The organism is Methanosarcina sp. Kolksee, from assembly GCF_000969945.1.
GTDB lineage: Archaea > Halobacteriota > Methanosarcinia > Methanosarcinales > Methanosarcinaceae > Methanosarcina > Methanosarcina vacuolata.
In genome coordinates, this window is the sequence record NZ_CP009524.1 from 2717224 (window position 1) to 2731354 (window position 14131).

The following is a 14131-nucleotide window of genomic DNA, read 5'->3' on the forward strand; positions in this document are numbered from 1 at the left end:
ATTCCCGACATGCTGGACGGTTTTTTCAACTTTTTGTCTCTCAGAGTAATTAAAAAGGAAAAAGGAAAAGGAAAAGGAGAAAAGAAAAAGGAATCCGAAAAGGAAAAAAGGAAAAAAGACCGAAATTTTAAAATGTGTAAGGTCCTTTACATTACTGTTTCAGTGACCAGTTCCCGATCTCCTTTTGAAAAGACTCTGGATACCCGGACTTTCCAGTCTCCATCGGGATTCTCTTTGTCGGCCTGGATGAGGTTATAACATTGCTTTGTCTTTCCTCTTGTTTTGGAAGAACAAAACGTACCTGCGTTTACCACAAGCATATTATTGAGGTTCCAGACCCAGGGAATGTGGCAGTGCCCGCAGAGAACAAGATTCACCTTGCAGCGGTTAAGAAGTTCGAGTACATCGCCTGCATCCACAAGGACAGTATTTTCCCTGCCTGCCAGAGGTATAGGTACAAGGTGATGGTGCATGGCAAAAACCTTGAAATTTTCCCCTGAAAAAGCTTCTTTGATCCAGCCATAGTTTTCCCTGCCCAGATGACCTTCATCAAGATCGGGCTGTGAAGAATCGGCCCCGACAACCGTAACATTCTCAAAATTCCGTGAAAAATACCGGTCTGTGAAGAGGTCTTCAAAGTGCACATATCCTGCATTTTTCGAATCATGGTTTCCCGGGACAAGAATTTTATTTTTACATTCAATCCTGTCAATAAACCGCTTTACTCCATCATATTCTGCTGAAAACCCATTCTCGGTCAGGTCACCTGTAATCACGACAAGGTTCGGTTCCAGCCGGTTTATACCATCAACCATAGACTCTGCAATCTCCGGAACAAAGTACGCATCTGAATAATGGATGTCTGAAAGGTGTACAATCTGTATAATTTCTTCTTCCTCTTATTTTCTTAATTTTGTAACATATATTGAATCTCTTATATTCAGAGCACAGGATTTCTTTACCATTATATATAGGTATCTCTTAAATCTACATATTTGGAAGTATCTAATTATAATTCGTTAAAAAAAGATTGTTGGATATTAAAACCTCATTTGAGTACTATAAATATGTACCTAATTATTATTCATGGACAATGTCTATAAAAATTACAAACCTAAATTCTCCGATATGCCCCCAGCTCATTTCAGCCTATTTTCTACCAGTAGTCGGGCGCGCGGCAGACTTCGGCCCATCAATTTGTCAAAAAATACCAAAACGGATCGGGCAGCAGGACCAGAACTTTTTAAATTAGACGGCTTTCAAAAGTATTGACCCGAAACCGTTGCGCCGGTTTATCACAAACCGTTGCGCCGGTTTATCACGCCGATAGGGTTCGGGGATAAGGTTATCAGACTCAAACGGTTCTTGGGGTTTTCGGTCAAGCCTTTTTTCAAAAGGGTTGCGGTCAAGCCTTTTTTCAAAAGGGTTGCGGTCAAGCCTTTTTTCAAAAGGGTTGCGGTCAAGCCTTTTTTTCAAAAGGGTTTGCGTTAAGCCTGTTAACGGTTCGGTTATATTAGGCAAATCAGCCTTCCTGAGCAAGTTAAAAACGTAACTTTTCTTGCCCTTTAAGTAGCCTTATTGGTCCATTTTAGTTTCACTAGCCCATACTTCAGCCCTCTTGAGCGAACGAAGTGAGCGAAAAGGGCCCCGTCCTCCCGAGACGGGACTCGGGCAACAAATAAATTAATAATGAGTTATGACTATTCACCTACGTTTCAGCTTCATCATTACATTTTTCATTTAATTTACCCCACAATTAAGGTGAATTTATGTCATTAGCAAAACTTAGAACACATTATACAGCCGATGTTAAACCCGAAAAAGTTGACAACGGTCAGAAAATTACTTTGGCAGGCTGGGTCCATGAGGTAAGAGACCTCGGAGGGATCTGTTTTGTAGTGCTTCGAGACCGGGAAGGAAAAGCTCAGGTTACTCTCGTAAAGAAAAAGATCGATAAAGAGCTGTTTGATGCTGCAAGAAGGCTTGTACGCGAGTCAGTAATTTCAGTAACCGGCTCTGTTAAATTCGAAGAGAAAGCTCCGAACGGATACGAGCTACTTCCTGAGGAGATCACTGTCCTGAATGTTGCAAATTCTCCATTGCCAATGGATACTACTGGCAAGGTGGCGGCTGAACTGGATACCAGGCTGGACTCGCGGTTCATTGACCTCAGGCGGGCCGAGACTACTGCGGTTTTTAAGATCAGGCACCAGGCTCTCCAGGCTATCAGGGAATACTTTGTAGAAAACGGATTTATCGAAACTGCAACCCCAAAGGTCGTAGCAACTGCAACCGAAGGAGGTACTGCACTTTTCCCGATTACTTACTTTGATAGAGAAGCTTTTTTGAACCAGAGTCCTCAGCTTTTCAAACAAATCCTCATGAGCGGGGGTTTTGACAGGGTCTTTGAGATTGGCCCCATTTTCAGGGCTGAAGAGCACGATACTCGCAGGCACCTGAACGAAGCTACTTCTATTGATGTCGAGGTCAGCTTTGCAGACCACTTCGATGTAATGGAAATCCTCGAAAACCTTGTGGCGTACGTATATGCCCAGGTTATTGAGAAGTGTAAGTCTTCCCTTGAAACACTTGAGGTTGAGCTCAAAGTTCCGAAAACTCCTTTCCTTAAGCTTACCTATGACGAAGTAATCGAGATCATAAACGCCCGCTCTGAAGAGAAAATGCACTGGGGAGATGACCTCGGCACATTTGGAGAGCATATTGTGGGCAATTACGTCTACGAGACCACAGGAGAATCTCACTATTTCATTATTGACTGGCCTACTGAGATTAAGCCTTTCTATGCCATGCCTTATGAAGACAGGCCTGAGTTCAGCAAGTCATTTGACATGATGCACCGTACAATGGAACTCTCCTCAGGAGCTCAGCGTATCCATATTCCGGATTTACTTAAGAGCCGGATAGAATCACAGGGCCTTAACCCTGAGGGCTTTGAGTTCTACCTTAAAGCTTTCGAATACGGAATGCCTCCACATGCAGGCTGGGGTATGGGCTGCGAACGTTTCATCATGACCATGCTCGGAACCGAGAACATCAGGGACACTGTACTCTTCCCCAGGGACAGGAGAAGACTTTCTCCCTGAAATCCCTTCTTTTTGGAGTTTAAACGTTTCCAGCTTAAACACTTCCAGTTTAAAAATTTCCAGTTTGAACACTTCCAGTTTAAAAATTTCCAGTTTAATCTCCAGTTTAGGAATTTCATAATTTTTTCAGGATTCGAACCGGAAGGGAACATAGTATGACAGAAAGAAATATATCTACCGATTCCCCGGAAAAACGTGCAGCTGGCATCGCTGCATCTCGGATGGTAGAATCGGGAATGGTTGTGGGGCTTGGAACGGGCTCAACAGTTGCATATACAATTAAAGAACTCGGCAGGCGGGTCAGGGAAGAGGGGCTCGAAATCCTGGGCGTTGTTACCTCATACCAGTCTGAAACACTTGCCATAGAAGCCGGTATTCCTCTGGCCACCCTTGCCCAGCATCCGGAACTGGACATCGCCATTGATGGGGCAGACCAGATCGATTCAAAGCTGTACGCAATCAAAGGCGGGGGAGCGGCCCATACTCGGGAAAAAATAGTATCGATATCTGCAAAGCATTTTCTGGTCGTAGCTGACGAATCAAAAACGAGCGCCCAGCTTGATAAGCCTGTGCCGGTTGAAGTCCTTCCCTTTGCAAAAACCCTTGTGATTAAAAAAATAAAGGAGCTGGGAGGAAAACCGGAGCTGAGGTTAGCTCTGAGAAAAGACGGGCCTGTGATAACCGACAATGGAAACTTTGTACTTGATGTAAATTTCGGCGTAATAAACGATCCTGAAGGTCTGGCCCTTCGACTATCTTCAATTCCGGGAGTTGTTGAGCATGGAATTTTTTCCAATGTGGATGAACTCTATATCGGGAAAAAAGATGGATCAGTAGAGATAGTCAGAAAGTGAAAGTAATCAGGAAACATAAACGTTTCACCTTCTTGAATCGGAATATACCCGGTATGTTTTTATAGAAGTATTATCAGTTATTTTCTGATCAAATACTGCTTCATACAAGGCAACTGATGAAATCATATTTTCAGGCTGATCTGGGGCTAAAAGCGACTATAGCCAGGACAACTTCAAATTATCAAGTAAAAAAGCTTCGATACACTTCGATACATATACTTCATTTTAAGGAGGTTTTGGTTTAGATGGAAAAAGGTGGCCAGCCAATCATAATAGTAGATCCTAGAAAAGAGCAGACAAAGGGAAAAGAAGCGCTCAGCATGAACATTGCGGCTGCAAAGGCAGTGGCCAGTATAGTCAAGAGCACACTCGGACCGAGAGGAATGGACAAGATGCTTGTCAATCCTATAGGGGATATTACAATCACAAATGACGGTGCAACCATTTTACATGATATGTCCATTGAGCACCCGGCAGCCAAGATGGTAGCCGAAGTTGCAGAGTCACTTGAAAGCTCGGCTGGGGACGGGACTACAAGTGCTGTCGTATTCACAGGCAGCCTGCTGGAAAAGGCAGAAACCCTTATTGAGAATGGAGTCCACCCGACAGTTGTTGTCAAGGGATACAGGCTTGCAGCCGAGAAGGCTGTTGAGATTCTCGAGAACCTTGCAATCTCAACTGCCGAGAACGAAAAGGAAAAGCTTTTAGAAGTTGCCAGAACCTCTATCACGGGCAAAGCTTCCGAAAAGTACGGCCGTTTGATTGCGAAACTCTGCGTGGATGCTGCGCTCTCGATTCGTGAAAGGGGAGTCGTTAACCTTAAAGACGTTATTCTTTCAAAAGATGTCGGCGGCAAGATCGAAGATACCGAGTTTGTTGAAGGCATTGTAATAGACAAAGTTGCCCTGGACAAAGAATTTCCTCTTAAAATTGTGAATCCTGCAATCGCTCTGATCGATACCTCCATGGAGATTGCCAAGACCACAAACAAAGCAAAACTTCAGATAAATGCATATGGCGATCTTGAGGGTTTTGTAAAGCAGGAAGAGGCAGCTCTATTCGAGATGGCAGACTATGTCATCAGGGCAGGGGCAAATGCGGTTTTCTGTTCAAAAGGCATGGATGACAAAATCGCAGCCTACCTGCAAAACCGGGGAATTTATGCAACCCGCAGGGTTAAAAACGATGATATGCAGCACCTCGTAGATGCCACAGGCGGCAGGCCTATCCGCAATCTCAAAGAACTGACAAAGAAAGAACTCGGACATGCCGGTCTCCTTGAACAGGACCGGGACGGCGACCAGGGTAAGACCTACCTCAGAGACTGCAAGGGTGCAAAATCCGTATCAATTGTCATCAGGGGCGGTACCGAACACATAGTTGACAACCTTGAGCGCGCAATTGACGATGCCCTCAGGGTAGTAAAATGCGCCATAGAAGACGGCAGGATAGTTGCAGGCGGCGGTGCTTCCGAAATCGAAGTCGCACTCGAGCTTCGTGCATATGCCGCCAGCATAGGCGGGCGTGAACAGATGGCAATCAGGGCTTTTGCAGACGCCATTGAAGAAATCCCGAGGACAATTGCCAGAAACGCAGGCCTGGACACTATCAACACAATAGTGAACCTCAGGGCAAAGCACGCCGAAAACAAAAACGCAGGCCTGAACATCAATACCGGTGCTGCCGAAGATATGCTTGAAAAAGGCATTGTTGACCCTCTCAGGGTTAAGGTCAACTCTGTCAAAGCAGGTTCCGAAGCCGCAGTGATGGTGCTCCGTGTGGACGATATTCTTCGAGCCCAGAGCTCCGACATGCAGGACGTAAAACCCGAGCACAGGGCAAGCACTTACGACGGAATGGCAGCTCCTGCACTTAACATGCGCAGGTAAAAAACAGAACTTTATTACAGCTACTAAAGCACGGTAAGCACAGAAACTTCTGTGCCCGTCTTTATTTTTGTCTATTTTTTCAGTATTTTGTGTAGTTAATATTATCTTGTGAACTTTTCTTGTGCCCATCTTTAAGTAAAAAAATTATATGTATTCTAGAGCCTGCTCTAATTGCTAGCTGCGACAGAGTAAGTCATATTGAAAAGTCACATTTCTCCGTAAAACCGCAGGTAATCTTCCATTGCCTTTTTTGCCTGAGCAGGATACTCTTTTTTCATATATTCAATGAATTCGTCCCTTGATTGAATTTCCTTCAAAACTTCAAGCATGTGGGCGGCAAATTTTCTTGATTCCATACTTCCTTTTCGGAGTTCAAAAGAAAGGCAGAGAGCCTCTTTAGGAAAATACTTTCTTCTAACCCAGGGAGATACCGAACCAAGGAGCACTCCTTCTTTTAGAATGCTGTAAGCAGGCACTCCTATAAGTTCGAGCCTGTTCTTTCCGGCCAGCTTTTCAATATTTTCACCGGAATAGGAATGAAGCTCAATGTAAATTTCGGGTTTTAATTCTTCAATCGCCTTGACGATCTTTTTTCCTATTTCGGGATAGTAATCCGGGTTCAGGGTTGAAATATACTTTCCGCAGTCTACAAGTGGGATCAGGGCCAGAGAACCGGTTTTCGGAGGCTTGATTCTCTTCAGGAGTCCAGTTGTATCTTTCCATTCATCTCCGTGAAGGCCTGCAACAAAGAGCCTAACTGGTTTTCCGCGACCGTATATCCTCATCCCGAAATCTGGACACGAATCTGGCCACGTTTCTATGCTCTCGTGCTTGCCGAAAAAAGAATACTCGGAATTCTCTTTTCCGTTGGAGGTTTCCTTTCCTTTAGAATTCTCTATTGCTTCAGAATTCTCTATTGCTTCAGAATTCTCTATTGCTTCAGAATTCTCTATTGCTTCAGAATTCTCTATTGCTTCAGAATTCTCTATTCTGCCTGAATTCTCTATTCCACCTGAATTCTCTATTGCTTCAGATTTCTCTATTCTGCCTGAATTCTCTATTCCACCTGAATTCTCTATTCTGTCAGTATTCATCTGTTTTGAGGCCTCAAAACTCATTTTTTTCGGGCTGATCTTCTGTGAGCAACTCTTTATCTTCGGGCAGAGGCTTTCTCGCGACCACATAAATTTCCTGCTTTTTAGGATTGATAACCTGTTGAATTTCAAGCCCAAGGTTCTCGATTTTACTAAGTATCGGTTTTGGGTTTTTCTTTTTCGGAATTTTGATGACCTGAAGCAGCTTTCCTCCGGGTTTCAGCAGAGGCAGCACTCTCGAAAGAGCCTTGATTGAGTCCTCAGGTTCCAGGGTCATATCCGAAAGAATCACGTCCACGGGCTCTTCTGAGAGCAAATTCAGAGATATGGTGAAGACATCCCCGAATATTACCTCAACATTTTCCTTTTCATATGCAATTTTACCAAGTTCGCTCCTGAAGTCCTTGCTGAATTCTATGCCTTTTATATGGCCTACGATTTCGGAAGCAAAAAGAAGAAAGCCGCCTGCGCTGGAGCCAAGGTCAAGAACTTTATCTCCAGGCTTAAGAATTCCACTTTCCTCCTGAATAAGCTTGAGTTTGAAATAGCCCTGAGGCTGGTCAAGGCCCTCAGTAACTTCGATTATATCATCAGTAGACACGTCTCTGGAGGCTTTTGTTATTGCCGTGCCGTTTACCTTAACATTTCCGGCAAGGATAGCCGTCTTGGCTCTTCCCCTTGATTTAAAATAGCCCATATCTACAAGGTATGCATCCAGTCTCATGGGGCATTGTATCGTCAGAGCCTGTATATATAGATAGTATAGATAGCAAATCGGTGAGTGTTGGAATATTCGATTCTGGGGAATCCTGACAATTGTTCTGATTTTTAAAAATGAAAAAGTCATTTATGTGTTTGATTATATACAATGTTCAAGAGTAGGGCACATACAGAGCTTCGAAATTATTTGCAGTTTCAGTATATATTGTAAAGAAATAGATATATTTTTAAACAATAATTTTTTACTTATTTTGTAATTGAGGCTTATATTCAGGTCTTTATTTCAATACAAGGTATTTTTTCAAAAAAGATACTTTTTAAAACGAGGTACTTTTTAAAACGAGGTACTTTTTAAAACGAGGTACTTTTCAAAAAAGGCACTTTTCAACACAAGATATTTCTAACAAATTAAGTGTGTGCATAATGTGCTGTTTATAACATAATAACATATTATTTGTATGAGTTTATTTTATTGAACTTACTTAACTAACCTCTAATGCTTATGCTTCAGGCATGCATCTCCATCCTGCAAATCTGGTGAGATAGTGTATCAAAAAATACTTCAAAAATTTACGTCTCTGTTTCCCCTCTGGGCGGTTCTCTTATCGGCCGTTGCATATGTTTATCCTGAGCACTTTGCTCCCCATCAGGGACTTATCGTACCTTTTCTAAGCCTTATTATGCTTGGGATGGGAATCACCCTCTCGGTGGACAGCTTCCTTGCAGTATTGAAGAGACCTTCAGCAGTCATCCTGGGCACCTTGATGCAGTACACAGTTATGCCACTTGCAGCCTGGATCGTTTGCCTGGTTCTGAAGCTTCCGCCTGATCTGGCTGCGGGCGTGATCCTGCTGGGCTGCTGTCCTGGCGGTACGGCTTCGAATGTGATCTCTTATCTGGCAAAAGCCGATGTAGCTCTTTCAATAGTCCTCACATCGGTCTCCACACTACTGGCTTTTCTGGCAACGCCATTCCTTACCTGGGTCCTTATAGGTCAGACCGTGGAAGTCGATGTCATGGGTATGCTTGTGAGCGTTGTAAAGGTAGTAATCGTGCCTGTTGTGCTCGGGCTTGCAATCAACTACTTCTTTGAAAAAAAGATAAATGCGGTGAAGGATGTCTTTCCGGCAATCTCAGCCGCAGCCATAGTAATTATCATCGCGGTGATTATAGGGACAAACAGTGCGAATCTTGGAAAGAGCGGCCCGTTGGTACTGCTTGCAGTGATCCTGCATAATGGGCTTGGCCTTGCAGGCGGTTATGGGGTTTCAAAGGCCCTGGGGTTCAGCGAGACCGAAGCAAGGACTATTGCAATCGAGGTCGGGATGCAGAATTCCGGCTTGAGCGTCGCTCTTGCGATAAAACATTTCACAGCAACAGCCGCGCTTCCGGGTGCGATATTTAGTATCTGGCACAACCTGTCCGGAGCTTTCCTTGCAGGACACTGGTCAAAACATAGTGTATCCGTTCCTGATGAAAGTAAGGTGCCTTCCAAAAAGGGCATCCATAGTAAGAAATTGGGGTGAAATCTGGAGATTTCACAAAAAAGATGTTGGAAAGCAGGAAAAATCTGGAAAATCTATAGAGATCACCGGATTTTTCCTGTATTCATTTAATTATCTCATTTTTATCTATTTTCATGGTTTATTTTCTTCTTCTGAATTTCTTTTTTCTCTTTCTTTTTTCTCTTTCTCTTTTCCCTTTCTTTTTCTCTGCCAATTTATCATATTGAACAATTTTATATTCCTGTTTTATCCTGAAATTATGTTTTCAGCCTTCCAGTTTTCCAGGCCACTAAATATGGAAAAGTTTCAAAATTTTAGAAATAAGTTGACTTTTTGTTTCCTATTCAGTTGCAAGCCAGTTGGACGTAGGATTAAAAATCACCATCTTTAGGACTATGGTTAGTTTTACTTTACTTTCAAAGAAGTGCGATTTTTGCCTGAATTTCTCCTCAAAACCACTATCAGATGCCTTTTCATTTCTCTTTAATTTGTTGATCCTAACTAATAAATTCACTTTAAAAAGTCTATTGATAATGATTTACTTAGAAAAGTATATATAAAGGTTGATCCTAATTAAAGAGTATGGTATTTTTGAGAAAGAAACTTATCAAAGGCAAACCTTACTGGTACATTGTAGAAGCTGCCAGGGTTAACGGAAAGGTAAAGACTGTTTTTCAGATTTATCTGGGTAGTGCAGAAAAAATACTTGAAATGAAAAAACAATGTGAATCGATGCCTTATGATAAACTTAAGTCTTTTGAGTACGGCAAGCTTGCCGCACTCCTTCATGTAAATGAAGAACTTGGATTCATTGACATAGTAAACAAGCATACTGACAAAAAATTAATAGATGGATTGAGTGTTGGAGAATACCTTTTACTCGATATAATTGGGAAAAGTCACGGCATTTTAAGTGAAAACGGGATCGAAGACTGGTTCAAAAAATCCCCAATATCTTTCATGTGGAAGTTTCCTCACAAACTAAATTGCCAGAATTTCCTGAACCAAATGAGTTACATTGATTCAGATACGATGAAAAAGATTGAAGACGACCTTTGTCGGATTCTTGTTGAGAAGGGGTTAACTCCATCAATAATGTTTGTTGATGAATCAAACTGGTTTACCCATGCAACCAATTATGACGAAAAAAGTGAACTGCTTCATAAAGGATATAACAAAAAGCATCGTAAAGACAAAAATCAAATTTGTGTATCACTGGCTGTAAATGAAAACAATATACCCTTTATTCACGAAACTTATCCTGGAAATGTTCCTGATTCGGAAGAATTTTCGGGCATTGTAGACAAAATCATAAATCGACTGACTGAATTAAATATCTGTTCTGAAGATCTTGTTCTTGTTTTCGATAAAGGTAACAACTCTAAGGATAACATTGAAAAGGTAATCTCAAAAATGAGTTTTGTAGGAGCCGCAAAAGCAAATCAGGCTGAGGAACTCCTTGATGTTCCACTTTCAAGGTATAATTACTTGTATAAAAACACAAAAGGTAACGAGATTTTTGGATATAGGACAAAACATCAGTTCTACGGAACAGAATTCATAACCGTAATTACCTATAATGAAGGGACTTACAAACTTCAAAAAAGCACTTATGAAACAAACAAATCAAAAATAATTGATCAACTCCAAGACCTGCAGAGAAGATTAGAAAGCAGTAAAGGAAAAGAGAGAAACAGAAGCAGTGTCGAAAATGAAGTTTCAGAAATTATTCTGAAAAAATTCAGGACTGTCATAAAATACGAAATAATTGAAGCTCCTGAAGGTAAGAAAAAACCTCAGTTGAAGTTCTGGGTTGATGAGGAAAACGAAAAAAGGTGTGAAAAAACGTTTGGTAAGAATATTCTGTTTACGGATAAGCAGGAGTGGCATACTAAAAAGATAGTGAAAACATATAACAGTAAAAATCTTGTTGAAGACGATTTTAAGCTGTTGAACGATCATTTACTTGTCCCTGTAGGACCAGTGTATCACCACAAGGATGAAAATATAAGGGTTCATGTATTTTTGGCTATGATTGGCCTGCTTTTCTACAGATATTTGGCCTGGGAAGCAAAGATATATGGGTTTTCTATGAAACAACTGATTGAAAAACTGTCTGAAATTAAGATTGCAGTAGTTCAGGAAAAAGAATCCAAAAAAAGCAAAATTATTGTGGAAGAAATGGACACTAAACAAGCATCGTTATTTTCTTTTCTGAATATGGAGAAATATCTGCCATCGTAATGGAATCGTTGTTGGTAGGATTATTCTTTTGTTAGGCATACACAGATAAAGCCGCAGGATAACGTAAAATCACTCATCTTTGAAAGCAAAGTTTTAGTATCAGTAGTTTAAAATAATTATGGGAATAATTATGTTCTATAACGGGAGCAATAGGACTTGTGGACAGCTTGTGGTATGGCAAGATTACAGTTAAAAAGCAGTATCTAAACAGAATTTTGTAGTTAACTTGATCACAACGTCTATTCTGTGTGATTTTGTACTCCAATATGTATCCTATACTTATGTATCCGATACTGCAAGATTAAAGATTTATACAGAGTTTAAATATAGGAGTTGAGGGGGCATGGAAAAGAAGAGAGTAATAGGTCTGTTCGCTTTTGTCATCGTACTGGTTAACGCTTTAATCCTTGTGGCTTTTGGTTCTTCTGAAACCTTGAGGAGTAACATGAGCACTTCAGAAAAGGAAAAAGCTTTCGACCCCGAAAGTATGAATCTCTCAGTAAAACCTGGAGACGACTTCTATGAATATGCTGAGGGAGACTGGATCAAAAACCACCCTGTGCCCCCGGATAAGTCCCGATACGGAGAGTTTGCAATAGTAGAGGACAGGACTTATGACCGTGTCAAAGGAATTTTGGAGAGTGCAGCCAGCAATACCTCAGCTCCTTATGGAAGCCTCGAGCAGAAGATCGGCGAGTTCTACAATATGGGAATGGATAATGCCACTCTGGAAAAGCAGCATCTTGACCCAATCAAAGGCGAGCTGAAGATGATAGACAATATCTCCAGTGATTCCGATCTTCAGTCAGTCTCAACACAAATGATGGAGTACGGCCTGGATCCTTTCTTTTCAATATATGCTGCACCTGACAAGAAGAACAGCAAGATCATGATTGCTACCCTTACTCAGGGAGGGCTAGGCCTTCCGGATAGAGATTTCTATTTCAGACAGGACAATGAATCTATTAAAATCAGAGAACAGTATTTGACTCATGTTACCAGGATGTTTGCCTTCCTCGGCGATAGTCCAGAGGTTGCTGAAAATAATGCCAGGACTGTGATGAGGATAGAGACCAGGCTGGCCAATGCATCCTTTACCAATGTTGAAGACCACGATGAGGTCAAAACGTATAACAAGATGAGCATTGAGGAGCTTCAGGCCTTTGCACCAGGCATTAACTGGTCCTGCCTTTTTAGCTCTCTGGGTTATCCGGATGTAACCGAGGTCAACGTCAGAAATCCTTCTTTTTTTAAAGAGCTAAGCAGCGCCCTTCAGGACGAGAGCATAGCCGATTGGAAGACTTTCCTGCGCTGGAAGCTGATTTTAGGTACGTCTCCTTACCTGAGCCCCGAAGTAGAGGAGGAGCACTTTGATTTTTATGGACGAAAACTCAATGGCCAGCAGGAGATGAAGCCCCGCTGGAAGAGAGTTATTGAAGCGGAAAATGAGGCTATGGGCGAGGCCGTAGGCCGTGTCTATGTAGATAGATATTTTGACCCAGGTTCCAGGGCCAGGATGCAGGAGATGGTATTCAACCTGAAGAAGGCCTTCGGAGAGAGAATTCAAAACCTGGCATGGATGAAGCCTGAAACCAAAAAAGAAGCCCTCAAAAAGCTTGAAGTTCTGGATGTGCAGATAGGCTACCCAGATGAATGGCTGAACTATTCAGAGCTTGAAGTTAAAAACGATTCATATGCCATGAATGTGCTCAGGACTTCTAAATTCAAGTTCTATCACGGTCCAGGCGGTCTGGATAGAATAGGCCAGCCTGTAAATCGCAAGTTGTGGGAGATGAATCCCCAGGAGACTAACGCCTATGCGGACTACAATAAAATAATTATAGTCTTCCCGGCAGGCATTCTTCAGCCTCCTTTCTTCAATAAGGACGCTGATGACGCTGTTAATTACGGTGCCATAGGTGCTATTATAGGACACGAGATGACTCACCATTTCGACAGCCAGGGAAGAAAGTTCGATGCAAGTGGAAATTTGACGGATTGGTGGACACCAGAAGATGCCAATAACTTCAACAAAAGCACGGAGGTTCTGGTGGACGAGTATAACAGGTTCGAGGTTTTGCCTGGCCTGTACGTCAATGGGGACCTGACCCTGCCTGAGAACGTAGCAGATTTTGGCGGATTGACTGTAGCCTATCACGCTTATAAGCTCTCATTGAAGGAAGATCCGGAAATGATTGATGGATTCACTGGAGACCAGAGGTTCTTTTTAAGCTTCACCCAGGTATGGAGAGAATCGGACACAAACGAATCACTTAGGACGTTAGCACTGACTGATACCCATTCACCAGCCAGGTTCAGGGTCAATGGAGTTGTTTTCAACGTGCCTGAGTTTTACAGGGCGTTCCCGAGCGTAAAGCACTCGGATAAACTCTACAGACCAGAAAGTGAGAGGCCGGTGATATGGTAAAATTATCGCTGGAAGCCGTTTCGTTTCTGAAGGCGAAATACAGCACCTATGAAAAGTCATGAACCCTGAACGATAGTACCTGTTGGCAGCTCTACTCTGCTTTGAGGTTATGCAGTGAACCTGTGGGGACCCGGCAAAAGATAGGCCACCCCGTTCAGTTATAGTGCTACGATTCCCACATAAATCCATTATTTTGTGAGGATTGTGAGGAATTTGTTCATCGTAGACGGATTTTGAAGTTTGGGTTTATGGATGTAGTCTAGAATCGATGCACCAGAAAGTAATTAAAGTAG

The 14131-nt window shown here is 42.3% G+C and carries 10 protein-coding genes; 6 read left to right on the forward strand and 4 right to left on the reverse strand.

Annotated features, from left to right (window positions below; genetic code table 11):
• Positions 1-146: 146 nt before the first annotated feature.
• Both MSKOL_RS11245 and MSKOL_RS11250 read right to left on the reverse strand, forming a co-directional pair.
• Positions 147-884, reverse strand: a complete 738-nt coding sequence (locus tag MSKOL_RS11245) for a metallophosphoesterase (RefSeq protein WP_082091109.1) — start codon at positions 882-884, stop codon at positions 147-149.
• A 364-nt stretch (positions 885-1248) separates the two neighbouring features.
• Complete coding sequence (locus tag MSKOL_RS11250; RefSeq protein WP_048156254.1) at positions 1249-1521, reverse strand: hypothetical protein; 273 nt, start codon at positions 1519-1521, stop codon at positions 1249-1251.
• Positions 1522-1769: 248 nt separating this feature from the next.
• On the opposite strand from MSKOL_RS11250, the gene aspS reads away from it, so the two are divergent.
• The 3 genes from aspS (at position 1770) to thsA (ending at position 5847) form a co-directional block, all read left to right on the forward strand.
• Positions 1770-3104: an aspartate--tRNA(Asn) ligase gene (gene aspS, locus MSKOL_RS11255; protein ID WP_048156257.1), complete on the forward strand. Its 1335-nt coding sequence runs from the start codon at positions 1770-1772 to the stop codon at positions 3102-3104.
• A 155-nt stretch (positions 3105-3259) separates the two neighbouring features.
• A complete protein-coding gene (gene rpiA, locus MSKOL_RS11260) occupies positions 3260-3958 on the forward strand; it encodes a ribose 5-phosphate isomerase A (protein ID WP_048156258.1) in 699 nt (232 codons plus the stop codon).
• A gap of 245 nt (positions 3959-4203) precedes the next feature.
• Entirely contained in the window at positions 4204-5847 is a 1644-nt protein-coding gene (thsA, locus tag MSKOL_RS11265; protein WP_048156262.1) for a thermosome subunit alpha, read from the forward strand.
• A gap of 206 nt (positions 5848-6053) precedes the next feature.
• On the opposite strand, the gene MSKOL_RS21650 is transcribed toward thsA, so the two are convergent.
• Together MSKOL_RS21650 and MSKOL_RS11275 are read right to left on the reverse strand one after the other, a co-directional pair.
• Complete coding sequence (locus MSKOL_RS21650; RefSeq protein WP_369799524.1) at positions 6054-7031, reverse strand: DUF2119 domain-containing protein; 978 nt, start codon at positions 7029-7031, stop codon at positions 6054-6056.
• Positions 6955-7665, reverse strand: coding sequence for a S4 domain-containing protein (locus MSKOL_RS11275; RefSeq protein ID WP_048156264.1), 711 nt, complete (start codon positions 7663-7665; stop codon positions 6955-6957). The genes MSKOL_RS21650 and MSKOL_RS11275 overlap by 77 nt, the downstream gene beginning before the upstream one ends.
• Before the next feature lie 541 nt (positions 7666-8206).
• On the opposite strand from MSKOL_RS11275, the gene MSKOL_RS11280 reads away from it, so the two are divergent.
• From MSKOL_RS11280 to MSKOL_RS11290, 3 genes are all read left to right on the forward strand, one after another.
• Positions 8207-9187 carry a bile acid:sodium symporter family protein gene (locus tag MSKOL_RS11280; RefSeq protein WP_304413715.1) on the forward strand — a complete coding sequence of 327 codons (981 nt, stop codon included), beginning with the start codon at positions 8207-8209 and terminating at the stop codon, positions 9185-9187.
• A 561-nt stretch (positions 9188-9748) separates the two neighbouring features.
• A complete protein-coding gene (locus MSKOL_RS11285) occupies positions 9749-11410 on the forward strand; it encodes an IS1634 family transposase (protein WP_082091110.1) in 1662 nt (553 codons plus the stop codon).
• Positions 11411-11753: 343 nt separating this feature from the next.
• Positions 11754-13838 carry a M13 family metallopeptidase gene (locus MSKOL_RS11290; protein WP_048156271.1) on the forward strand — a complete coding sequence of 695 codons (2085 nt, stop codon included), beginning with the start codon at positions 11754-11756 and terminating at the stop codon, positions 13836-13838.
• The last annotated feature ends 293 nt before the right edge of the window (positions 13839-14131 follow it).

Bases quoted from the DNA above. Each gene is read 5' to 3' on its own strand.
- MSKOL_RS11290 (WP_048156271.1), top strand. From the start codon at position 11,754: ATGGAAAAGAAGAGAGTAATAGGTCTGTTCGCTTTTGTCATCGTACTG.
- MSKOL_RS21650 (WP_369799524.1), bottom strand. From the start codon at position 7,031: ATGTGGTCGCGAGAAAGCCTCTGCCCGAAGATAAAGAGTTGCTCACAG.
- MSKOL_RS11275 (WP_048156264.1), bottom strand. From the start codon at position 7,665: ATGAGACTGGATGCATACCTTGTAGATATGGGCTATTTTAAATCAAGG.
- aspS (WP_048156257.1), top strand. From the start codon at position 1,770: ATGTCATTAGCAAAACTTAGAACACATTATACAGCCGATGTTAAACCC.
- thsA (WP_048156262.1), top strand. From the start codon at position 4,204: ATGGAAAAAGGTGGCCAGCCAATCATAATAGTAGATCCTAGAAAAGAG.
- MSKOL_RS11285 (WP_082091110.1), top strand. From the start codon at position 9,749: ATGGTATTTTTGAGAAAGAAACTTATCAAAGGCAAACCTTACTGGTAC.
- rpiA (WP_048156258.1), top strand. From the start codon at position 3,260: ATGACAGAAAGAAATATATCTACCGATTCCCCGGAAAAACGTGCAGCT.